The organism is Olivibacter ginsenosidimutans (assembly GCF_039542865.1).
Taxonomy (GTDB): domain Bacteria; phylum Bacteroidota; class Bacteroidia; order Sphingobacteriales; family Sphingobacteriaceae; genus Olivibacter; species Olivibacter ginsenosidimutans.
Genome location: NZ_BAABIQ010000033.1, coordinates 32,875 through 56,325, shown reverse-complemented (window position 1 = coordinate 56,325; position 23,451 = coordinate 32,875). Strand labels below are relative to the sequence as shown.

20 protein-coding genes are annotated in these 23,451 nt (G+C 39.0%); 9 read left to right on the top strand and 11 right to left on the bottom strand.

The features are described 5' to 3' along the window. Positions 1-19: 19 nt before the first annotated feature. A complete protein-coding gene (locus ABD930_RS11085; protein ID WP_345231784.1) occupies positions 20-199 on the top strand; it encodes a DUF6496 domain-containing protein in 180 nt (59 codons plus the stop codon). A 135-nt stretch (positions 200-334) separates the two neighbouring features. Here ABD930_RS11085 and ABD930_RS11080 read toward each other — a convergent pair whose 3' ends face one another. From ABD930_RS11080 to purL, 4 genes are all read right to left on the bottom strand, one after another. Next, positions 335-622 (bottom strand): hypothetical protein, encoded by a 288-nt coding sequence (locus ABD930_RS11080; RefSeq protein WP_345231783.1) that lies wholly within the window; start codon positions 620-622, stop codon positions 335-337. A 33-nt stretch (positions 623-655) separates the two neighbouring features. Continuing rightward, positions 656-1,321 (bottom strand): DUF6766 family protein, encoded by a 666-nt coding sequence (locus tag ABD930_RS11075; RefSeq protein ID WP_345231782.1) that lies wholly within the window; start codon positions 1,319-1,321, stop codon positions 656-658. Positions 1,322-1,443: 122 nt separating this feature from the next. Then, positions 1,444-3,909 carry a TonB-dependent receptor domain-containing protein gene (locus tag ABD930_RS11070; RefSeq protein ID WP_345231781.1) on the bottom strand — a complete coding sequence of 822 codons (2,466 nt, stop codon included), beginning with the start codon at positions 3,907-3,909 and terminating at the stop codon, positions 1,444-1,446. 489 nt (positions 3,910-4,398) lie between these two features. Further along, positions 4,399-8,064: a phosphoribosylformylglycinamidine synthase gene (gene purL, locus ABD930_RS11065; RefSeq protein ID WP_345231780.1), complete on the bottom strand. Its 3,666-nt coding sequence runs from the start codon at positions 8,062-8,064 to the stop codon at positions 4,399-4,401. Positions 8,065-8,600: 536 nt separating this feature from the next. Here purL and ABD930_RS11060 point away from each other — a divergent pair. Beyond that, positions 8,601-8,819 carry a hypothetical protein gene (locus ABD930_RS11060; protein ID WP_345231779.1) on the top strand — a complete coding sequence of 73 codons (219 nt, stop codon included), beginning with the start codon at positions 8,601-8,603 and terminating at the stop codon, positions 8,817-8,819. Positions 8,820-8,888: 69 nt separating this feature from the next. Here the strand turns inward: ABD930_RS11060 and ABD930_RS11055 are convergent, their stop codons facing one another. Continuing rightward, the gene (locus ABD930_RS11055; protein ID WP_345231778.1) at positions 8,889-10,010 is read right to left on the bottom strand and encodes a Gfo/Idh/MocA family protein; all 1,122 of its coding nucleotides are present in this window, start codon (positions 10,008-10,010) and stop codon (positions 8,889-8,891) included. 239 nt (positions 10,011-10,249) lie between these two features. Here ABD930_RS11055 and ABD930_RS11050 point away from each other — a divergent pair, with 239 nt between their 5' ends. Next, positions 10,250-11,572, top strand: coding sequence for a sugar porter family MFS transporter (locus ABD930_RS11050; RefSeq protein WP_345231777.1), 1,323 nt, complete (start codon positions 10,250-10,252; stop codon positions 11,570-11,572). Between the two features lie 59 nt (positions 11,573-11,631). Here ABD930_RS11050 and ABD930_RS11045 read toward each other — a convergent pair whose 3' ends face one another. Together ABD930_RS11045 and ABD930_RS11040 are read right to left on the bottom strand one after the other, a co-directional pair. Then, positions 11,632-12,165, bottom strand: coding sequence for an OmpA family protein (locus ABD930_RS11045; RefSeq protein ID WP_345231776.1), 534 nt, complete (start codon positions 12,163-12,165; stop codon positions 11,632-11,634). Between the two features lie 155 nt (positions 12,166-12,320). Next, complete coding sequence (locus ABD930_RS11040) at positions 12,321-14,159, bottom strand: chloride channel protein (RefSeq protein ID WP_345231775.1); 1,839 nt, start codon at positions 14,157-14,159, stop codon at positions 12,321-12,323. Positions 14,160-14,266: 107 nt separating this feature from the next. On the opposite strand from ABD930_RS11040, the gene ABD930_RS11035 reads away from it, so the two are divergent. Then, positions 14,267-14,971: a Crp/Fnr family transcriptional regulator gene (locus tag ABD930_RS11035; protein ID WP_345231774.1), complete on the top strand. Its 705-nt coding sequence runs from the start codon at positions 14,267-14,269 to the stop codon at positions 14,969-14,971. A 7-nt stretch (positions 14,972-14,978) separates the two neighbouring features. Here ABD930_RS11035 and ABD930_RS11030 read toward each other — a convergent pair whose 3' ends face one another. The 3 genes from ABD930_RS11030 to ABD930_RS11020 form a co-directional block, all read right to left on the bottom strand. Then, entirely contained in the window at positions 14,979-15,614 is a 636-nt protein-coding gene (locus tag ABD930_RS11030; RefSeq protein ID WP_345231773.1) for a LuxR C-terminal-related transcriptional regulator, read from the bottom strand. 70 nt (positions 15,615-15,684) lie between these two features. Further along, complete coding sequence (locus tag ABD930_RS11025; protein WP_345231772.1) at positions 15,685-16,161, bottom strand: ferritin-like domain-containing protein; 477 nt, start codon at positions 16,159-16,161, stop codon at positions 15,685-15,687. A 366-nt stretch (positions 16,162-16,527) separates the two neighbouring features. Continuing rightward, positions 16,528-16,968: a low affinity iron permease family protein gene (locus ABD930_RS11020; protein WP_345231771.1), complete on the bottom strand. Its 441-nt coding sequence runs from the start codon at positions 16,966-16,968 to the stop codon at positions 16,528-16,530. Between the two features lie 118 nt (positions 16,969-17,086). Between ABD930_RS11020 and ABD930_RS11015 the strand changes: the two genes are divergently transcribed. The 5 genes from ABD930_RS11015 to ABD930_RS10995 all read left to right on the top strand — a co-directional run bounded on the left by ABD930_RS11015 (position 17,087) and on the right by ABD930_RS10995 (position 22,521). Further along, the gene (locus ABD930_RS11015) at positions 17,087-17,659 is read left to right on the top strand and encodes a DUF4142 domain-containing protein (RefSeq protein WP_345231770.1); all 573 of its coding nucleotides are present in this window, start codon (positions 17,087-17,089) and stop codon (positions 17,657-17,659) included. A 337-nt stretch (positions 17,660-17,996) separates the two neighbouring features. Then, positions 17,997-19,334: a glycosyltransferase family 4 protein gene (locus ABD930_RS11010; protein WP_345231769.1), complete on the top strand. Its 1,338-nt coding sequence runs from the start codon at positions 17,997-17,999 to the stop codon at positions 19,332-19,334. Then, a complete protein-coding gene (locus ABD930_RS11005) occupies positions 19,324-19,938 on the top strand; it encodes a D-glycero-alpha-D-manno-heptose-1,7-bisphosphate 7-phosphatase (protein ID WP_345231768.1) in 615 nt (204 codons plus the stop codon). Before ABD930_RS11010 ends, ABD930_RS11005 begins: the two co-directional genes overlap by 11 nt. Continuing rightward, positions 19,901-21,406, top strand: a complete 1,506-nt coding sequence (gene rfaE2 / locus ABD930_RS11000; protein ID WP_345231767.1) for a D-glycero-beta-D-manno-heptose 1-phosphate adenylyltransferase — start codon at positions 19,901-19,903, stop codon at positions 21,404-21,406. The genes ABD930_RS11005 and rfaE2 overlap by 38 nt, the downstream gene beginning before the upstream one ends. Then, positions 21,403-22,521 carry a glycosyltransferase family 9 protein gene (locus ABD930_RS10995; RefSeq protein ID WP_345231766.1) on the top strand — a complete coding sequence of 373 codons (1,119 nt, stop codon included), beginning with the start codon at positions 21,403-21,405 and terminating at the stop codon, positions 22,519-22,521. The genes rfaE2 and ABD930_RS10995 overlap by 4 nt, the downstream gene beginning before the upstream one ends. Here ABD930_RS10995 and ABD930_RS10990 read toward each other — a convergent pair. After that, a complete protein-coding gene (locus ABD930_RS10990; protein WP_345231765.1) occupies positions 22,440-23,444 on the bottom strand; it encodes a glycosyltransferase family 9 protein in 1,005 nt (334 codons plus the stop codon). The genes ABD930_RS10995 and ABD930_RS10990 overlap by 82 nt on opposite strands. Positions 23,445-23,451 lie beyond the last annotated feature (7 nt).

The following is a 23,451-nucleotide window of genomic DNA, read 5'->3' as shown; positions in this document are numbered from 1 at the left end:
TGAAAAACAGGAGTTTATTATGGCAAAGTATTCAAAAAAGGCAGGTGAAAAGGTAGAAGAAACCATGCATGAAATGAAAGAAGGAAAGCTTAAAAGCGGAAAAAGTGGTAAGAAGGTAACCTCTAAGAAGCAAGCGGTAGCCATTGGTTTATCGGAAGCGCGGAAAGAAGGTGCAAAGGTGCCAAAAAAGAAATCCTAAAGGTATTAAAACTTTCCTGAGGATGTCTCAATAGTATTATTCATCATTTAGGTTATGGTAAGGTTTCTAAACGCTTCCTTATGAGCATTCGAGATCATCATCCGCTCAAAATGACGAGCCTTTTGAGACATCCTACTATTTTTTTCGAAGCGCTATTGTTCGATCCTTGGCTTCCAATAGACAGTTCTTTAGAAATTTTTCCAGTGGCTCACGCTCTTTTAACTTATCGGGATGTACAATGGCTATGGTTTCAAAATATTCGTTCGCAACATGTCCATTGATATGTAATTCAATATAACCATCAGACAGCTTTTTTTGATCATATTGCACATTGGTGATCGGTGGTGTATGTGTACTGCCTTCCATGACAAAATGTATTAAACCTGTATTTTGCTTAACAAATTTTGCACCTAATTGTTGCATGCAATAACTTTATAAGTTTAGAAACATCTATGATTAAGCATTTTCTAAATTCGGTGTATCTACTGGCTTAGATTCTGGAGACCCTTTCTGCCGCAGAAAAATAGTTAAAATAACGATAGACGCAACCGACAAAAATTCACTTTGCCAATTTTGAAAGCTTTCAAACCAAAAGGTAGGTTCTTGTAAAAAGCTGGTAAGGTCTACCATCGGTTCGTGCTTTAGCTGCTGTTCAATATTATAAGCGCGGTAGCTTCCTATGAGATGGCCAACCCAGCTAAATACAAATAATAAAACGAAGGCAATAGACAGGGAATTTTCATAAACTTTTAGGCGCCATCCTCCTTGGTTAACAGGTTTTGGAGCATGTGGTCCTGGCATTGGTTCGCGATCTACTTCTTCCTTTTTATACAGATCCTTTGACTCCGAAGAGCCTATTTGCCTCAAGGTAATGGTTAAAATAACATACATAGCCATCTGTAAGAATTCGCTTTCAAAATTTTCGAAGGTGGCCGACAGAAAATGGCCGCTGCTGAGATAGGATAGAAAAGTTAAGGCAGCGGCACCATATTCTTGCAGCTCCTGATTATGCTCCCTCCAACCAAAGTACGCTTGGGCGGCTAATGCGAAGCAGAAAAAACTTAAGAAAATAATCGATAAACTGTTTCGATAAAAGAAAGAAGGTTTTTTTTGACGTTCCATATAGGTCATTTATAGGAATAAACCTTTATCCATGATCAAATGTTTGGAAGTAAACATCGGTCAAAAAGAAAAACCGCCATTGTCTCCCGACAACGACGGCACAAACACACATAAGATTATTATTATTTACCAACGCGACTTTTTTCATCGCTATCCAAGTCGCGTTGCTTGACTTTTAATTTTTGATTGCCAAAATTGTACGTTAACGTAAATCGTGCTACACGGCTTTCCCATGTGTTATGAACACGTATATTCAAGTTAGCATAGTCGGTTGTTACCTTATTGGGTCGGGTATTAAAAATGTCGGAAACAGCTAACTTCAACTGTAGTTTTTTATCCATAAAAGATTTATTCACGCCCATATCCAAAGACCAATAGGATCCAATTCGATAAATACTCCAGCGCAATGGCGATTGATATTGAAAGGTGGTTTCTAAGCGAAAACTTGGTGTAATAGCAAATGTATGATTACTGTTCGCCTGAAGGCCAAACTGTCCAAAGTCAATGGGATCGGTAGGAAGGTCGGCTTTGTATCCCAAATGCATGGCATTAATGTTTGTATTGCTACTCCATACTTTTCCTACTGCTAAGGGTAAATTAACGTTGACAAAATACACTTGCTCACTAGCAATATTCTCATTAGTAACATAGGCAACATTCGTTTCGTCATTTTGATACATCATTTCGCCAACCATATCTTTTGTTTTCTGATAGCCAGCAGTTAGCGTATATTTTTTTAATAAGGTATAATTCAATTCATAGGAATTGGTATAAGATGGATCCAGAAATGGATTTCCCTGCTGGTAACTATAAGGGTCAACATAGTATAAAAACGGATTTAAATTACCGTAATTCGGTCTATTGATCCTTCGGCTGTAGGAAATACCTATATTATTTTTTTCCGACAACTGTTGATTCAGGCTAACATTAGGGAAAAAACTGAAATAGTCGCGTTTATTCCGTTGATTTAACGTTACAGAGTTGCCGTCAGAATAGGTATGTTCTAGACGTAACCCCGCTTTAATTTCTGTTTTATGAACCGTTTGACTATAAATCGCATAAGCTGCACTTACTCTTTCTGTATAAATAAAATGGTTGGAGCGCTGTGTATTGTCTTCCCAATGGCCATTTATCTGATCAAAAAATCCCATGTCATTGTCACTTTTTACGGAACTATATTTGGCTCCTGCCTCGATCTTACTTTTGCTGGTCAGTGGGTGTGTATAGTCTGCCTTCACTGTTTGAATATGAATTTCAGAAGGCATATCGTTCAAAATGTATTCCGGATCGCGCAGATAGTCGCCGTTGGCTAAGTAAAAATAATTCGTATAATTGCTATTGGTATGATCTTCAAATGTGGAAATGTCAGCTTCTACAACAAGTTTTCTTCCACTGGTGTCAATAGTAAAGGTATTATTAACATTAAAGGATAAATTATGGTAACGGTTTTTGCCGTTATTTAAAGTAGTCAATGTAGAATCGATAGGACTGTTTAAATCAGAAATTTTATTATTGCTGGTTGAATGATCATTTCCTTTCAGAAAAAATCCAGAGAATAAAGCACTGATGGTATTCCGTTTAGAACTTTGATAGTCAATTCCAGCACGTACGTTACTGCTACTGCGTTTATTTTTAAAATTTGCTAATTGATCAAATACTTTGGCCGATTGGCCTTGTCCAATAATTCGATACAATTCCAAATCATTGTTAAAGGCATTGTTTACATAGCTATAATTGCCGAATAAATTAATTTTTCCAACTTTGTGATTTACCTGCAATGAACTGTTGGATTTATGCGATTTGCCATAACCTGCACTTAAACTCAATGTGCCATTTGTTCCTTCTAACTCATTCTTTTTCAATTTGATATTAATAATACCTGCAGTGCCAGCGGCATCATATTTCGCTGATGGATTGGTGTTGAGTTCAATAGACTGCACATTATTACCGTCCATTGATTTAAGCATATTGGCCAGCTGTTCAGCAGAAAGATAGGTTTGCTTACCATCAATCATTACCGTCACTCCCTGTCGTCCCATCAAACTGATGTTGCCATCCTTATCTACGGCTACGCCCGGTGAACGTTGAAGAATATCCAAAGCCGTATTCCCCGCAGCTAAAGCAGAATTGGCAACATTGACGACTAAGGCACCGTCTTTCCGTTCTACACTAGGCAAGGTAGCCGTTACAGCGACCTCTTTCAACGCATTCATTTCAGGAACTAAGGTTATCGTAGCTACACGCAGGTGTTGCGATGATGCATTTACGGTGATGGGATGATAGTCTTTTCGATAACCGATAAGAGAGGTCGCTAAGAGGTATCGGCCGCCTTTAACGGCCGGAATGGTGTAAGCTCCTTGTTCATTGCTAAAAACGGAACGAATATAGGACGAGTCAGCGGCATTTAACAAGACAATGGTTGCTAAATCAATAGGTGCTCTAGCGGTATCTCTCACTTCTCCACTAATAGTTGTCATTTGGTCTTGGGCCCAACTGGTGCTCATGGTAATAAGGCAATATAACGTTGCCAAAATAGCGGCGAAGGAAAGATGTTTACTTATTCGTGTGTCTGTAGGTAATGTGCTCATTATATCTGGTTCTGATACTGATCAAAAGTATGGGGCATAATTGATGTTTAAAACGAGATTTAGGTAAACTCATTTGATTTTTCGGTGAACGACCTGTTTTTATAGGTGAAATGATTCATATAGTTAAAAAAGACGTTAGTGGTGGAAAGAAGGTTGCAGCAATAAGGTGTTAATTGGCAAATCCAAGGAAAAAAGAATTATTCTAGGACAATCGCATTAAAAAAGAACCTTTATTATATACTTTCTTTTTTTTCATAAGTGTTTACTTCCAAAGGCATCCAAGCTTTTTCATTTCATGAAAAGGTCCGAAAAAAAAAGTATCAAAGAACCGACCGTAGAGAGCCTCACGAACATCTTGAAAGATAAACACATTGTGGGTAAACCTCGCATTCAAGCTACTTCGTGGTCTGCGGAAGAAAGTGGAATTAATTTTAAAAATTATCGTCTAAAACATCTAAAACAAAGGTTCTTTAAACACCAATATTGACGTTATGATCTATCTTCTATCCATTTTCTAGCATTTACAAAAGCGGTCATCCACGGAGACACTTCATCATGTCTATCTTTTGGATAATTGGCCCAATGCCATTGAAAAAGTGAACGTTCGATGTGCGGCATCATGACTAAGTGTCTGCCTGTAGTGTCACAAAGCATGGCTGTATTGTAAGACGAGCCATTCGGATTGGCAGGATAAGTATCATAAGCATATTTGGCAACAATATGGTATTGATCTTCTGAATAAGGCAACTGAAACTTTCCTTCACCATGTGAAATCCAAACACCTAGGGTACATCCAGCTAAGTTAGAAAGCATTACGGAATGATTTTTCTGAATGGTTAGGGAAGTGAAACCGCTTTCATGCTTATGGCTATCATTGTGCAACATGTGCGGTTTTTCCTGATGATCAGGATTGATAAGCCCCAATTCGACAAAAAGCTGACAACCATTGCAAATTCCAACAGACAATGTATCTGGACGGTTGAAAAAGTTTTCTAAAGCGATGCGTGCCTTTTCATTGTACATAAATGCTCCTGCCCAACCTTTGGCTGATCCCAGAACATCTGAATTAGAAAAGCCGCCAACAGCACCGATGAATTGGATGTCCTCCAGCGTCTCTCGCCCTGAAATTAAATCCGTCATATGTACATCTTTAACATCAAAGCCGGCTAAATACAGTGCATTGGCTAATTCACGTTCAGAGTTACTTCCCTTTTCCCGAATGACAGCAGCTTTAGGGCGTGGTTTCGATGAATCGATACGTGGTCTTTTTCCATCAAAGTCAGCAGGAAAGACATATGTCAATACATGGTTTTTATAATGTTCAAAACGTTCTTTCGCTTTTTGTTTACCGCTTTGCTGTTGATCGAGTAAATAGGAAGTCTTAAACCAAGTGTCACGGAGGGAATCAATGGCAAGCTCCCAGTGATCTTCACCATTCTTTAGAACTAAAGACGCATTTGGAGTAACTTGGCCTATTTTATGAAAATGAATACCTTTTGCCATGAGCTTGTTCTCAATTGCCGGATCTGCCTGAAATACCAAACCTATATTTTCCGCAAATAGGACTTTAATACTGTCTTTTTCATTTAATGCCGTTAGATCGATGGAAGCACCTAGGTTGCGGTCTGCAAAACATAATTCCAATAAAGTGGTAATCAATCCACCGCTACCAATGTCGTGTCCAGCTTGAATTTGCCCTGCCTGGATGAGTTCTTGAATGGCAGCAAAAGTCTGTTTAAATTGTTCCGCATTCAATACATCAGGAGCCTCAGTACCGATCTTATTTCGGATTTGGGCAAAGGAAGACCCGCCTAATTTATAATCATCGCCAGAAAGATTAATGTAATAAATCGCTCCACCATCCTTTTGCAATACCGGTTCAACAACTTTCGTTATATCATTGCAATGGCCTGCAGCAGAAATAATGACCGTACCTGGTGCGATGACTTCTCCATTGGGGTATTTTTGTTTCATGGAAAGCGAATCCTTACCTGTTGGGATATTAATGCCTAAATCCAGCACAAAATCCGAACAGGCTTTAACCGCTTCATAAAGACGCGCATCTTCGCCCTCATTTTTACAAGGCCACATCCAGTTAGCGGATAAAGATACACTCGTTAGTCCATCTTGCAAGGGAGCCCAAATGAGATTGGACAACGCTTCGGCAACTGCGTTCCTGCTACCTGCGGCGGCATTAATTAAAGCTGTTAAGGGTGAATGTCCAATAGATGTCGCAACACCATCTTTACCTTGATAATCGAGCGCCATAACACCACAATTATTCAATGGAAGTTGTAAAGGGCCAGCACATTGTTGTTTAGCCACTCTTCCGCCAACGCAGCGATCCACCTTATTTGTCAACCAGTCTTTACAAGCAACGGCTTCTAATTGTAGCACCTGATCTAAATAGTCAGGTAATTTGGTGGTTTCATAGGTGATCGCTTGATAGTCACGTGCAATGGTCTTGTCTTCCATAACCATTTTTGGCGAACTGCCAAACATATCTTTCAACGCTAAATCCATAGGTTTAGCGCCGGTAGTTTCGGATATAAAAGTAAATCGGTGATCGCCTGTAACATCACCAACTTGATATAACGGTGAACGCTCTCTATCGGCAATTTTTTTCAAGGTGTCCAGGTGTTCTTCAGCAATGACTAAGCCCATACGTTCCTGCGATTCATTTCCGATAATTTCTTTGGCCGATAGGGTAGGATCTCCGATAGGAAGTTTGTCCAAGTCTATTTTTCCACCCGTATCTTCTACCAACTCAGACAAGCAATTTAAATGGCCGCCAGCTCCGTGATCATGGATAGATATGATGGTGTTATGATCGCTTTCTACCATCCCACGTACCGCATTGGCAGCCCTCTTTTGCATTTCCGGATTGGATCGCTGAACAGCATTTAGTTCAATACCTGAACCAAAAGCACCCGTATCTGCTGAAGACACTGCCGCTCCACCCATTCCGATACGGTAATTTTCTCCGCCTAAAACAACGATTTTATCACCTGCTTTTGGCTCCTGTTTTTTGGATTGATCGGCTTTTCCATAGCCTACGCCTCCAGCAAGCATAATCACTTTATCGAAACCAAGTTTTCTAGCATCTTCTTCATGTTCAAAGGTAAGTACAGATCCTGCTATTAAGGGTTGTCCAAACTTATTCCCAAAGTCTGAAGCACCATTTGAAGCTTTAATCAGTATATCCATGGGGGTTTGGTATAACCATTCTCGTTCGTCCATGGCTTGCTCCCAAGGCCTGTTTGCTTCTAACCGGGAAAAAGCGGTCATATATACGGCTGTTCCGGCGAGCGGCAGGGAGCCTTGACCACCAGCCAGGCGATCGCGTATTTCACCACCAGAGCCTGTTGCTGCACCATTGAAAGGTTCTACGGTAGTGGGGAAATTGTGTGTTTCGGCTTTTAAGGAGATAACCGACTCAAATTCCTTGATGGCGTAAAATTCGGGTATATCAGCTCTCAAAGGTGCAAACTGCTGTAATTTTGGTCCTTTTATAAAAGCGACATTGTCCTTATAAGCTGAAACAATGCCATTGGGATGTGTTTCTGATGTTTTACGGATTAACTTAAATAGGGAAGAGGTCTGCTCTTTTCCGTCAATAATGAATGTCCCATTAAAAATCTTATGACGACAATGCTCAGAATTTACTTGTGAAAAACCAAATACTTCAGAGTCAGTCAGATTCCTGCCTAATCTTTTTGCCAACTGATCCAAATAATTTACCTCCTCGTCACTCAAGGATAGCCCTTCTTGCTTGTTATAGGCTGCAATATCGCTAATCTCCAAAATAGGCTCGGGTTCAATGGCGATGGTAAATAGTTCCTGATTTAGCTCTTCATATCTTTGCATCAACATACGGTCAAACGAGGTGAAGTTGGCGTCAACAGCCTTAAATTCTTCTATTCGGATAATATCCGATATGCCCATGTTCTGGGTAATTTCTACTGCATTGGTACTCCAGGGAGTAATCATCGTAACCCGCGGACCGATATAAGTACCTTTGATCGTTTTTTCTTCGACTAAGGTAGTACCGCCAAATAGCCAATTTAGTTTGGCAATGTCTTTAGTGGTGAGGTCGCGTGATGTTTGTAGAGCAAAAAGGGTGGTATGTTGATGGTTTTTGAAGAAGTAAATCATGTTGTTTCTTAAGAAGAGCAAAGATAACGAAAATTGAATGGATATACAATGAGCTTTCCTGATGTTCTATTCACATGTTATCCACCTATGCATCATATGATCTACGCACTAAGAAAAGGCAAGGAAATATGGGAGAAAGTAGGAGGACAGTAAAAGGAAAGGTGGATAAAAGGTGGACTTGAGGTGGATTTCACGTGGATTTGAATAATTTATTTTTAGCGAAAATTGTTGAGATTTTGCTAGTAGCAATAGTATAAGGGTGGTTGATTTTGTAGATACAAAAGTAGCAAAAAAATCGTTGGTTTCAAATGCAATTGGCTTAAAATAATAACAGCGACAAATCCTTAAAAAAAGAAAAAATTAATACAAAATAGTTGATATTTTTTTTATCTTTGAAGAACAAGCCAAACTACATGCTATATTTACCGTTCAAGCGGGATATGGAATAAAGGAGTATTAAAGGAAGCATTTTTCTTGGTGTTTCCAGAATAGCTGATCTTCTTCTAATCAATTAGTAAAAAATTAATGGTGTCATTATGGAAAGCTTATTATTTAAGACAGAGATTCCTACCTCCACCTTTAAAGGTGAATTATTCCATGTATTGGAAAATGTTAAGGGGTTAACAAGCTGGAAATTTGATGTTGATTCCATCTATAAACCGTTGCGGGTTAACGGTATTGGGATCAATTATTTGGATATTATCCGGGAACTGGAAAAGATTGGCATTAAGGCTACTCGTTTATACGAAGAGTAATGTCCGCTAGCTATTTTCTTTTGACCAAAACAGTCTGTAATCTAGTAAATGTATGTTAAGCTGCATTTGCTATACGTCAATTTTTTGCCCGGTTTTACAGGCTTTATAAATCGCATCGATTAATTTTAAATCTTTTATCGCTTCGTTACCATCCACCGCGATGATGGGTTTATGACCATCTAATATAATCCCGGCCATTTCTTCCATTTGCTTGGTCTGATGGGTGGTATGGGGCTGTGTAAGCGGACCGAGATGCGTGCGGCCTTCAATAGGGCCATATCCTGTTGATGGCTGTAATTCTGCAAAACCTTTTTCGCCGTTTAAAAAGAAGCGATCCAGGTTATTCATGTTGTATGTTGAAAGACATGATGCTACCGCTCCGCTAGGAAATCCCAACTGGAATTGTATTGTTTCATCCACGCCTTCTTTAAACTTCTGCGGGTCGGTTTTTGTTTCCTGAGCAGTCAGCCAAACAGGCTCTTCGCCTACCATGTAGCGGGCACCATTTAGGGCATAAATGCCGATATCCATTAATGAACCCCCACCAGCCAACGCTTTATTCAAACGCCATTGATTTGGATCACCAATACGAAAACCGCATAGCCCCTGAAAAAACATAATCTTTCCAAACGCCCCTGTCTCTCGTAGGCGGACGACCTCCAAGGTTTTTGCCTCAAAATGCATGCGATAACCGACTAACAGTTTTACTCCCGCAGCTTGACATGCATCAACCATTTCTTGTCCTTCACGAGCGTTTAATGCCATTGGTTTTTCACAAATGACATGTTTACCAGCCTTAGCTACCCGGATAGTTTCATCATGATGTAAGGCATTTGGTGTGGTGATATACACAACATCAATATCGTTGTTGTTTTTGATTTGATCAAAGTTTTCGTAGTTATAACAGTTTTTTTCGAGTATACCGTATTTATTTTGCCAATTTTTGATCTTGGCAGGAGTACCACTGATAACGCCCACCAATTTTGCCCGTTTACAGGCCTGCATAGCATCAGCAACACGTGTACCGTATCCACCTAAACCCATAATAGCTACTCGGAGTATACGATCGTCAGAAAAGGATAGACCGTCCTTTGAATTTTCGGCCTCTGCAGCGGCCAGATAGGATGGCATAAAGGGAATGGCTGCACCCGTTAACATTAGCTTTTGGATGAAATTACGGCGTGATTGCATAGCATGGAAATAATTAGTTCGTCTCCTCAATAAACAATATCAGGCATAAAAAGTTTAAATCGCTGCTTTTTTCTAATAAATATATGATAAATTAAGGAATGAGTGGCTACCTAGGTTAAATGTCATTACCCTAAATAAATTGTTCTAGCGATACAAAAAATGAAAAAATAGCTTATACTTGCAAGTAAATGTGCATTATAAACCTGTTGGATGCAATAACAGTTTAACAAGATAGATATATGATTTCTTACGCTACGCGAATCGCTTTAATAGCCGCATTAGGCGGTTTTTTATTTGGTTTTGAAACCGCCGTCATTTCTGGCGCCGAAGGGACTATACAACATGTTTGGAGCTTAGATTCTTTTTGGTTGGGTTTCACCGTTGCTTCCAGTTTGATAGGAACCGTTATAGGATCGTTGATTATTGGCGGTATCACCCAGCTTAACGGAAGAAGAACAGTTTTATTGGGTATTGCTATTGTGTATTTATTGTCGGCTATAGGTTGCGCGGTTACTTCACAGTGGATTATCTTTGTTTTATTTCGCTTTCTCGGAGGTCTTGCTGTGGGGGCTTCTTCGGTTGTCGGACCAATGTATATCTCCGAAATTTCGCCTGCAGAAAGCAGGGGAAGATTAGCAGGTTTATTTCAATTGAATATTGTTGGTGGTATACTAGTCGCCTATTTAACCAATTATTTATTATCCGGATTTGGTGGTGAAGACTCATGGAGGTATATGCTAGGCATTATGGCTGTGCCCGCTTTAATTTTTGCTGTGCTGCTTAATTTTATACCGGAAAGTCCGCGTTGGTTAGTGTTAAAGGGTAGGGATCAAGAAGCAACGAAAATATTTCATAAACTGGGTCAAATGGGAGCTGTCGAATTGATTAAGGAAGAGCATGAACTCGCTATGAATGGTGTTAAAGAACGTTTGTTTAATGGAAAATACAATAAACCTATTTTTTATGCCATCTTATTAGCGATGTTCAATCAGCTTTCAGGTATCAATGCGATCCTGTATTATGCACCTCGGATTTTTGAGATGGCAGGCTTTGACAAAGCGGATGCCTTTCAGCAATCTGTCTATGTAGGTTTGGCAAATTTTATTTTTACAGCGCTAGCGATGACGGTGATTGACAAGTTTGGACGTAAAAAATTATTATTAATAGGCGCTGCTGGAATGGTTTTGTTCTTATCATTAACGGCATTCTCTTTCAGTGATCCGCTGGTGGCTGATCGGAAGGTTATTTATTACCTGATTGGTTTTATTGCTTTTTTTGCTTTTTCTCAGGGAGCCGTTATTTGGGTGTTTATTTCGGAAATCTTTCCTAATGCTGTTCGTTCGCAGGGTGGTTCACTGGGAAGTTTCACCCATTGGATAATGGCTGCGATTATCTCATGGGTATTTCCGGTCATTGTTGAGGGGAATGTATTGGGTGGATATTACTCGTTTATATTTTATGCGGTCATGATGTTTTTATCTTTTCTATTTATTTGGCGCGTTATGCCAGAAACGAAAGGGAAAACCTTGGAGCAGATTCAGAAAGAACTGGGTATAAAATAAAAAAGAAAAAGCTGTCTGAAACATCATTTCAGACAGCTTTTTTAAGTGTTCGTTCAAAATTATTTAACAACTGTAATTTCTACTCTACGGTTTAACGAACGACCTTCTTCATTGTCATTTGTTGCAACGGGTTTTGTTGCTCCATAGCCCTTGGTGGTCAAATTTCCTGAATTTATCCCTGCATTTACTAAGTATAATTTTACTGCGTTCGCACGATCAACGGATAAGGCCATATTGTGTTCGGGACTACCTTCAATGGATGCATGCCCATTAATTAAAAATTTAGCTGATAAATCTTTCTTCATTTCGCGAACGATTTGATCTAAAACAGCATATGATTCGGTTTTTAAGACGCCTGAATCAAATTCAAAAAGAATGTTTTTAAAGTTGTAATTTGGCTTTTCAACCACTGGAGCGGGCTCTTCCTTTTTTTCAACCACTGGTTCGGGTTCTTTTTCTTTAACCGGCTCTTCCTTTTTTGTTTCAATAACAGCGCTAGGTTGTACCGTCATTTTTTTTGACTTACAAGCTTGCATAGCAAAAGCCAATAATGCTATGCTACAAATCAACGGATAGGTTTTTTTTATGTTCATTTTTGATAAAAAGTTTTGGTAAACATAAACAATATCTCACACATTTTGAATATCGTTTCATGTGCGATTTTACTTTATACACCACAACGAAAGCAAAAACAGTGCCTGTGCATAAATGTTTATTTATTTCATAAGCTGTTCATGAAGAAAAACGGCTATTGGTGGCGACTGAATTTGCTTTTCAACAGAATATTAATTTCTTCTGTATTGGCTTTTTTAGTCGACTTATAATACGCCGATAGGATATGCTGATAAGATAAAACTCCCATGAGTTCTTGTTGTTGCGATACTACCGGAAGTACGTCTACATTCTCACTAATCATTTTGTCGATAGCTAAACGTAACGTGTCGTATTCGGCTAACGAAATGGGTTTACGTTTAATTAACGAGGCCACAGAAGCATTAAGGTCATGATGGTGGGAGTAGAGGTTAGAAGCACTAATAATGCCGCTATAGTTATTGTCTTGAGTCACAATGATCATGTAATTTACATGAACGCTGGCAATCGTTTCACCAAACCAGCTTCTGGCCTGAGCAATTGTCATTTGCTCCTCCAAAATAGCGTTGGATGATTCTAATGCATCTTTTACCAAGATCTGTGCTAATAAGTCAGGTTCATAAGTATGGGGTGTTTGCACACCCCTTCTCGCTATTTTCTCTGTCATAATAGTATGACGCATAAACAAAAAAGAAGTTGTGTAAGATGCTACACATGCTCCCAATAAAGGAAGTAATGCATTAAATTGACCGGTTGTTTCTAAAGCAAAGATAATAGAGGTAATTAAAGCGCGAGAAGAACCAGCAAACATAGCAGACATGCCAACAACAGCCATGAGGGAAGGCGTAATACCGCAGTTGGGGAAAAAATATAAGGTAAGTGTACCTAAAAGAATACCGGTAGCTGCACCAATGGTTAGTAAAGGGGCTAACGTACCACCCGATGTGCCGCTACCCAAAGCGATGACCCACGAGAGAAATTTCAATATACATAGAGTAAGTACAAATTTTAGGGGCATATTACCAGAAAGAAGGTCTGTAATGTTTTCATAGCCTACTCCGAGTGTTCGCGGTGCGAAATAGCCAATAATACCAACAGCTAAACCGCCGATAGCTGGCCACCACATCCAATGAATAGGTAAACGCTCAAAGCTATCTTCTACTGCATATACGGCCTTGGTAATCCCAATCGATAAGACACCAATAATAACACCGATGATGCTATAAGAAAAAATAGCTGCATTACTTGGCGTTGATATGGTGTTGCTAATATAAAATACAGGCTCCGTTCCAAATAGAATATGATGACCGGCAGCACCCGTTATGCAGGCTAGTGACACGGCAATGATCGCCCGTGGAGAAAATTCGAATAAAAGCAACTCAATCGCCAAAAAAATAGCGGCAATTGGCGTTCCGAAAATAGCAGTCATACCAGCTACAGCACCAGATGCCAATAGGATTTTACGCTCATTATGCGTGATTTTTAATAATTGGCCTAAGGTTGAACCCAGGGCTCCTCCCGTTGCAATGATCGGTCCTTCCGCACCAAAAGGTCCGCCGGTACCGATAGCAATAGCCGATGATAGTGGCTTCAAATAGGTAATGGCTGGATTAATTTTGCTTTGGTTGGTTAAAATTTGTTCCATAGCTTCTGGAATACCATGTCCGCGAATGGCTTTAGAGCCATATAACGCCATCAAACCAACAATAAAACCACCAATTGTGGGTACTAAAATGACCCATAGCCCCAATTGATTCTCCGAAGGATGATGTTCATGAATGGTGAAAAGACCAAAGAAGGAAAGGTTGGTTACCGCATTGATTAGAAAGATGAGCACTTTCGCAATGCAACTAATACATGCTGCTACGAGGATAGCGTATACCGCTATTAAGACGACTCGCTTTTTATCTTTTGTTTCCTGCGGGTGCATATCGGCTGATTGCAAGGTTGGGTTTAAAGACACCGATATAGGAATACTGTCTGTTTTGATAGTCATGTATAGTAATTTTATGGCAAAAATATGATTTATATCATATTTTTTATAAACAAATTCATTTTATTTGCTCAATAAAGCGAGTACTTTTGTGTGCTAAATGTTAAGACATGAAACCAAAAGATAGTTCGTGTGATTTAAGTGACTGCTTCATGTGTCGACATAGCTCCAAGGGGTGGCTGCCTGCTATAGTAGAGGAGCGTAAAATAAAGATTTTTAAAAGGGGAGAAGTCATTTTTAAGGAAGGGGAAAAGGCCGAGGGAATTTATTTTCTACTACAAGGGATTGTAAAGGTGCATAAACAATGGGGAGAAGATAGGGAACTAATTTTACATTTTAGCAAAGCAGGTGAATTATTTGGTTACCGAGGTTTAAGCGATGATACCGTTTATCCGGTAACAGCAACAGTTCTAGAGGACTGTAAAACCTGTTATGTAAGCATCGATTTTTTTAACAAGACCTTACAGGCAAATCATGAGCTGACACTACAGTTTCTAAAATTTCATTTAAATGAATTAAGACGAGCGGAAAAAAGAATGCGTAACCTGGCATTAATGGAGGTAAAAGGTAGAATAGCGGATATGCTTTTGATGTTACATAAGCAATTTGGTATAGGGGATGATGGTTATATTCGATTGCAACTAAAAAGACAAGATATGGCTGCTTACGCTGGAACGACTTATGAAACGTTTTTTAGAATGGTTAACGAATTGGTAAAAGAAGGTGCCATTCTTGTAAAGAGTAAGCAATTTAAGATAATAGACAAGAAAAAGCTCGAACATTACGATAACATAGAAAGCACTATTAACTCTTGATAAATGCTTAATGTGTGCTAAGATGATCGTTATGAAACAGTTTCTGATTTAAATAAAAAGCCGATAAACTTAAATTGTTGTCAACTCCAATCTTCCGCATAATAGATTTTCTGATTTCCTCAATTTTTCTTTTGGTTGTAAAAAGTTGGTAAGCAATATCCCTATTGGCATGCCCACCCATAATGAGCTCTAATACATCTCGCTCTTTTTGGTTTAATAGTTCCATTTTAGAAGAAAAGAGTGTTGAAGAACCTAAATTACCCAACTTTTCTATAAACTGTAAAGAGATTTTAGGGGCAACATATTGATTTCCTTTGGTGATATATTCAATAGCAAACAATAACTCATCGGCGGTTGCATTGTCTAAAATTATTCCGGCAATACGTTTCCCTAAGGCTTGAGTCACTAAGGATAAATCATTTGATGACAATATGGCTAAATTTCGTGATCGTAACGATATAGAATCAATTTGATCCAAATACCGTAGATCATCTTCATTATTTAATTCGAATAGACAAACGTCTGCAAGTTCATCATACGATTCATCCCGCAACACTACAATGCCATTTTCTTTCTTTAGAAGTGCTTGCAAACCTGTTTTTAACAGTGGATTTTGAATTTTTAACTTGATATTAGCATTCATATGTTAAGCATAAGGTAGTATGTCTTTTAAATTTTTAACAAATCCATTTGCCAAAAGTTTCTTAGAAGTATCACTTATTTGTAACCTTTATTTTTCGACAATGATATAAAGCCGCTATTTTTTTCCCGGACATCGCTAATTTTTCTTTTTGTTGTTGAATAAGAAATTGAGTATTGGTCGGTAGCTCTTGCAATTTACTGGCTTCTGTGTAAGCGTCATGGATAGCATTTTCACCCTCTATGCAACTTTCAAGTACAGACTGCCGATCGGAACCGGTAAAAATTGCCTTAATATCCATCCAACTTCTAAAGAGTTTTCCTTCAGTAGTTGTTTCATCTACCTCGGCTTTTCCTCCAGTATCTTCTACAGCCTCCTTCAATTCTGCTATGAAGGCATAACTTTGTACGATTTGATCGTGAAAAACCGTTTTTAAATCCGTAGTATTTTCGTTTAACGCTTGTATTGCCTTTTCATATCCGGCAATCCGATCATTGTTCAAGCGGATTAAATCATTTAATACCGTTGTTTTTGATTCTAAATTTTCCATACAGCTTTAATTATTTTTTCAAACCTAATCATCGGCGACTAGCTGATCCATTTACCATTTTCTAACCTTACCTAATCTTACCATTAAATGAAACTATTTGTTTGGATAATTTTTGTTTAGCTAAAAATAGGCATGCTTACTGAACAATAGAGATTTAAATACAAAGGATAAAAGGATAATAGAATGAAAAGCGTTAAGGCAATAATGAAAAACAAACCATAAAGCAAGTAACGATGGACTGAAAGCCATCTAAAAATAAAAGGATAAGACTTCCCAGTAGTCCAAATGCTGTTCACGCAACTAACATTCAGCAGTTAGAGAAGAAAATGGGCGAATTCTTCGATTAAAAAGAATGAGTATAATTACTCATTCTTTTTTTTCTTTTGATTTGATAATAATTTCCTGCTGATCAATTGAATGTGAAAGATGGATATCATTTTCTTTCTTGGTTTTTGCTGCTAATTTTTCATAAAATTGATGTAAGAGATCTAATTCTTCTTCGGTAAAATCCTCCACATCCACCATGCGATTGCTGGCCTTTTGGTTAGCAGCGACTAATTCGTTTAACTTGAGTTGGATAGCTTTTGAATCTTTATTCTGTGCTTTTTGAATTAAAAAGACCATCAAAAAGGTGACAATGGTTGTACTCGTATTAATGACCAGTTGCCAGGTATCAGAATAATTAAAAACAGGGCCAGATACTGCCCACCCAATAACGACGCCTAAAGCAATTCCAAATGCAGTAGAGCTTCCAGTCCAACTGGTTATTTTGTTGGAAAAACGTTCAAAAAAATTACCTCTTGACATATAGTGTTTTATTGTTTGTTTAATTTATAAGCAAATAGAGTGCAAAAAATGGTTCGATACATGTAAGTAATATGTATAAGTAAGTAATTAATGGTATAACATTAACAAATAAATGATCATGGTTAAGCATCTAGTTTTCGTTGGAAGTGCTTTACTTTTGGCAGCGGCTTGCAGTCAAAATGAGCGAAATAACTATCGTAAAGAACCCTTAAGTGCTGTCGATTCGGCAGCAGAAAAAGTAGTAGCAGACTCTGGTAAATTAGTTGATCGAGACAGTGAATTTGTTACAGCAGTAGCAATCTCTGGTATGGTAGAAATAAAGGCCGGCGAACTTGCGAAAAAACGATCAACCGATACGGCTATTCAAAACTTTGGAGCGTTGTTAATCAAGCAGCACCAACAATTAGCCAAAGACTTGAAAGCGACATTAAGCCTTCGCCATTTTACGTTGCCTGAACAGCTTGATACAAACCAACAACAACGCTTAAATGAGCTTGCAACAAAGTCAAGTCAAGTTTTTGATCAGGCATTTCTGCAATGGATGATTGAAGATCATCAGAAGATGGTCGACTGGTTCAGTCTACAAGGTAGCCATGCTAAAGATGTTCAAATTCAATCGTTTGCAAATAAAAATTTACCCATACTTAAAAACCATTTATTGATAGCTAAAGAATTGCGTAAACAGAAATAGTTGTTTAGTTAGGTTACGCTTATCTACTTTTATAAACAGCACTATATTTTTTTTAGGACAGTTTGAAAACTAGACCAGTTTTAGCGTTTTCTTTTTTTTGGAGAATGGCATAACCGGTAAGTAGCTGTTTCTCTAATTAAAAGTTTATTTTCTTCCCTATAAATTTTCGTTCATTATTTATTAAGGCGATTGGGGTATGTCTCTTGTGATTTATTAATGAAACACACGAAAATGTTTTAATTATTAGTATTTGTCTATGAGCAGTCAATAGCTTAAAAGAAAAAAGATCAGGAATGGTCAAAGATAACACAAGGGAAAGATTTATTAAGCGAATAACATGATGAAGAAGAAGATTGCATTTATTAGTGAACATGCCTCGCCCTTAGCCATTTTAGGAGGGATAGATAGTGGGGGTCAAAATGTTTATGTGGCAGAGCTAGCTAAACAGTTAGCAAAAAGGGGATATGAAATTGATATTTTTACGCGCAAAGACCATAAGCGATTGCCCAAGATGGTTCAACTATTTCCAGGCGTGCGCGTGATTCATGTCAAAGCTGGTCCGCCTATCCCCATGCCAAAAGAAAAACTTTTAGACTATATGGACGAATTTCGTCAAGATATGATAAACTTTATGGATCAGCAACAGCTGGTTTATCAATTGGTCCATGCTAATTTCTGGATGTCGGCAATGGTTGGGCTAGCCATAAAAATGGATTATGGCATTCCATTGGTCGTCACCTTTCACGCATTAGGTAAGGTAAGACGTCACTATTTAAAGCAACAAGACAATTTTCCAGATGAGCGATTAATGATCGAAGAAAATATCGCACGTCATGCAGATTGTATCATTGCAGAATGCCCGCAAGACAAGCACGATTTAATGACACTATATGGAGCCGACACCAAGCGCATAGTGATTGTACCTTGTGGATTTAACCCTAAAGAATTTTATCCCATCGCGCAGCAACAAGCCAGAAAACGCCTGAAATTAAAGGACGATGAGAAAATTATTTTGCAATTAGGGCGTATGGTGCCTCGAAAAGGAATTGATAATGTTATTCGCGCCTTAAAATATATCAAGAACGACTTTAAGGTGAGGCTAGTTGTAGTGGGAGGAGATGGAGATGAGGCTCATTTTTTAGCTAGTCCGGAATTACAGCGCTTAAAGAAAATTGCCCAAGCATTAGGAAAGGACGCTCATGTAGATTTCGTCGGACCTAAAAAACGGAAGGAGTTAAAATATTATTATAATGCTGCCGACGTATTCGTCTCTACTCCATGGTATGAACCTTTTGGGATCACCCCTTTGGAAGCGATGGCTTGTGGAACACCCGTTATTGGATCAAATGTTGGCGGGATTAAATATAGCGTATGTGATGGCGTAACAGGCTATCTCGTAGAACCCAAAAAGCCAAAAGCATTAGCACAAAAGTTACATCAACTTTTTAGTACCAATGATCAAAAAATGGGTGTGCATGCTGTCGAACGGGTAAATACCCTGTTTACATGGGAAAAAATCAGTTACTCCATAGAACAGGTTTATGAAAGATATATACAAGCCAATCGGCTATTGGACGATGTTCAGCTTAAACAATTATTACCCGAAGCTCAACACCAATTAAAATATAATCGTTTAACTATTCACCAATTAAGGGAGCAGCACCATGCAAGTTAAAAAAGCAATCTTTTTAGATAAAGACGGAACATTAATTCCCAATATACCCTATAACGTGGATCCAGATAAAATTCACTTAGAAAGTGGGGTGGTCGAAGGTTTAAAATTGCTTGTACAGCAAGGGTTTGATTTGTATGTCGTTACCAATCAATCTGGAATAGCAAAAGGATATTTTTCGGAAGACGACATTTTTGTGGTTAGAGACGCCTTGAAACAGCTGTTCGAAATAAATGGCTTACCTCCGTTTAAAGCATTTTATTTCTGTCCACATCATCCCAATGGCATTGTCTCACGCTTGGCTTGTACGTGTAACTGCAGGAAACCAATGCCAGGATTATTGCAAATGGCTGCTTTTGATCATCAACTGTCGCTAACTCATTCCTGGATGATTGGTGATATTTTAAATGATATTGAAGCCGGAAATCGCGCCGGATGTAAGAGTGTACTTATTAACAATGGAAATGAAACCCTTTGGGAATCGGGCCCCTACAGAACGCCTTATTCTATTGCGTCAGATTTTCTGAATGCAGCAGAAAGTATTGTTTCACATTTAACGAATGAACAGCATGGATACGGGAATATTGGATATAGTACTGCAATTTAACCAAAAGAAAATATTGGTTTTAGGAGATTTGATTGTCGACCGTTTTATACATGGCGAAAGTAGTCGGATTTCTCCAGAGGCGCCTGTGCCTGTTCTTGATGTACAATACGAAAACGAGCAATTAGGTGGGGCTGGAAATGTAGCCGCTAATTTAACTGCATTAGGAGCAACGGTATACCTGTGCACGGTTGTCGGTGAAGATTTATTTGAAACGCAGGTCAAACCGCTACTTGCTGAACACCGTATACAAGCAAACTATTTGGTCCGTGATGATTCTCGGAAAACGGAAATTAAAACACGTTTAGTTGCGCAACAGCAAACAGTAGTTCGTTTTGATGTAGGAGATAAAAACGCTATTTCCGAAGCGTCAGAAGGCTTATTGATTGATCTTTTAGAAGAAGCGTATTTAACAGCAGATGCCGTACTTATTGCCGATTACGAAAAAGGCGTTATTACAGCTCATGTAATTGGTGCACTCCAACAATTGCACGAAAAACACCCTAAATTTATTGCCATAGATTCGAAACGATTAGAAGCGTTTAAGGCTTTACAGCCCACTTTGGTCAAACCCAATTACCGGCAAGCATTAGAATTGTTAAAAGTCAATGCCAATGCCGAAACCAATCGCGTGAAGCAATTTATGTCCATTGGAAACCGCCTGTTCAACAAAACAAACGCAGCGATAGTGGCGCTAACTTTGGATGCAGATGGCGCCCTTTGGTTAGAAAGGAATAAAGAACCCTTATTAATGCCTGCAAAATCGGTTACTCATGCATGTGTTTGTGGTGCAGGGGATACCTATATCAGCACAGCAACCTTAGCTTTAATCGCAGGAGCAACTAAGCCTCAAGCGGCACGCTTGGCAACTATTGCTGCTGGCTGCGTTGTAGAAAAAGAAGGTACCGCTACTTGTACGCGTTCTGAAATTATTGCCAACGCCAATAGCGAAATGAAGGCAATAGATGCTGTCAGTATACTGAGTGACTTGATTGATCAATTGAAGACCGCTGGAAAACGGATTGTCTTCACGAATGGCTGCTTCGACATCTTACATTGTGGGCATACCTATTATTTACAGCAAGCCAAAAAATTAGGTGATGTGCTTATTGTGGGTATAAATACCGATAAAAGTGTTAGACGGTTAAAAGGAAATAGCCGACCCATCAATACCTTGAAAGACCGGACAGAAGTTCTAGCAGCATTCTCTTCGGTAGATTATATTATCAGTTTTGGCGATGGTTTAGCAGGCGACAATCCTTCTGAACTTATAAAATCGCTTAAGCCGGATATCGTAGTAAAAGGAGAAAACTACCAGCAGGAGGACTTACCTGAAGCAAAAGTTATTCAAGAAATTGGCGCTGAATTAATATTATTGCCTTTTACCCATGGCCAATCAACTTCTACGATTATTCGGCGTATACAAGGGAGATCTTCTACTAAAAACCCAGCAAAAATGAAAGCATTATGACCGCTTGGACATCTTGTAAATCGATATTAGTTATCCGCGCAGACAATATGGGTGATGTACTCATGTCCTCACCAGCGATCAGGGCATTGAAAAATACATTCAATGCCAAAATCACATTACTTGCATCTAACGAAGTAAGACCAATAGCCGACTTATTACCCGAAATTGATGACGTGATTACAGCAAGTTTACCCTGGGTAAAACGAAGTGAGGTGAGTACATCTAGTGAAATGAGGGACTTAATTGAGCAGCTAACAGAAAGGCAATTTGATGCGTGTGTTGTATTCACCGTTTATAGTCAAAGCGCACTTCCTGCGGCCTTATTGGCATGGATGGTGGGTATTCCAAAGCGATTAGCCTATTGTAGGGAAAACCCCTATGAATTGCTTAATTATTGGATATTGGAAAAAGAGCCTTATGAAGTAATTAAACACCAAACCGAACGAGATTTGGACTTGGTAGAACGGGTAGGGGCAGTGGTTGCAGATAAGCGGTTAAAAATATCCCTCAACCCCGATGTCCGTCAAATCTTACGACAGAAGCTTGTCGCTTTGGGTGTCAACCTCGATCGAAATTTATTTATACTACATGCCGGCGTAAGTGAACGCAAAAGGTCTTATCCAATCACGCAGTGGATTCAATTGGGAAAAATACTACAGCGACAATTTAATGCGCAGATTTTACTAACAGGATCAAAGGCTGAACGGCAATTGACTGAGGATTTGCAACACGAGCTGCAAGGGAATGCTTACGCCTTAGGTGGTAAACTCTCTTTAGCCGAATTGGCAGCTTTAATAGCCATGTCAGCGGTTGTAATATCGGTCAATACCATAACTGCTCATTTGGCTTCAGCGGTAGAAACACCACAAGTGGTACTTTACGCACAAACAAATCCTCAGCATCATCCATGGATGTCTACTCACATGGAAATTTTGGAATTTAGCTTACTGGAAAAGGACATCAGTAAAAATGAAATTGTTCGTTTCGTGCATAAAACCCATTATGCCGATTACGTACCCATACCATCTGCAGATCAGGTTATAATTGCAGTACGCAAGTTACTGCAAAAGCCTAAATTAAAAACCAAATCACAGGAAGCTTCAACTTTTTCATAAATTGGTGTTTTCAACCAGTCGATTAGCACATGGCGGTTGTTTTTTGGTGGTCCCCACCGATAAGGTTCGCCATCCATGCTAATGGTAACGGTAGGAATTTCTAACGCATAGGCAAGGTGTGCTACTCCGGTACAATTAGAAACCAAACCTTTGGCTTGTTTTAACAATATGGCTAATTCGTCTAAACTGGTTTTCCCGGCAACAATTATGGGTTTATTATGCATGTATGATGCTACATTAGCAACGAGCTCCTGCTCATCTCTCGTCCCAGTAAACACTGCTCGATAGCCTAATTTCATGCAATGATCAGCCAAATACGCAAAGTGTCTGGGAGGCCATTGCCTCCATTTGCCGCGAGACCCCGCATGAAAACAGATATAAGTTTGAGGTTCAAGTCCTAATTCATCTAATAGAGGTCTACCGGTCATTGCTATTGGAAATTCAAGCGCCGTTTCTTGAATAGGCAATTTCAGATGTTTCATAAGTGCCAAATGACGATCAATTTCATGAAGATGTTCGGGGTAAAGCATAAAACCCCCGTCAGGAGGTTTATAAGACTGATTGGAATAAAAGCCAGCCATTTTATTTGCCTTAAAGAGACTGAGTAAATCATTTACATGTGTGCCATTTCCTTGTAACTGGAGCGCTAGATCAAATCGCCTTCTTTGCATTTCTTGTATAAAATGTAAAATGGCCTCAGGCACGATAGGCTGTTCTGGTAGACCAGGATAGCCGGGAAAAGGGATAAACTCATCGATATAATGGGCAAAACGTTTAGCCAGATGGGCCATATGTGGTAATCCAATCCAAGAAATTATGGCCTTCGGATAAGCCTTGCGCAATGTGCGTATGGCAGGTACGGTGCAAAGAAAATCTCCCAATTGAAGTGCGCGCAAGAAGGCAATTTTTTTTATTTCGGTCATAGCTTAT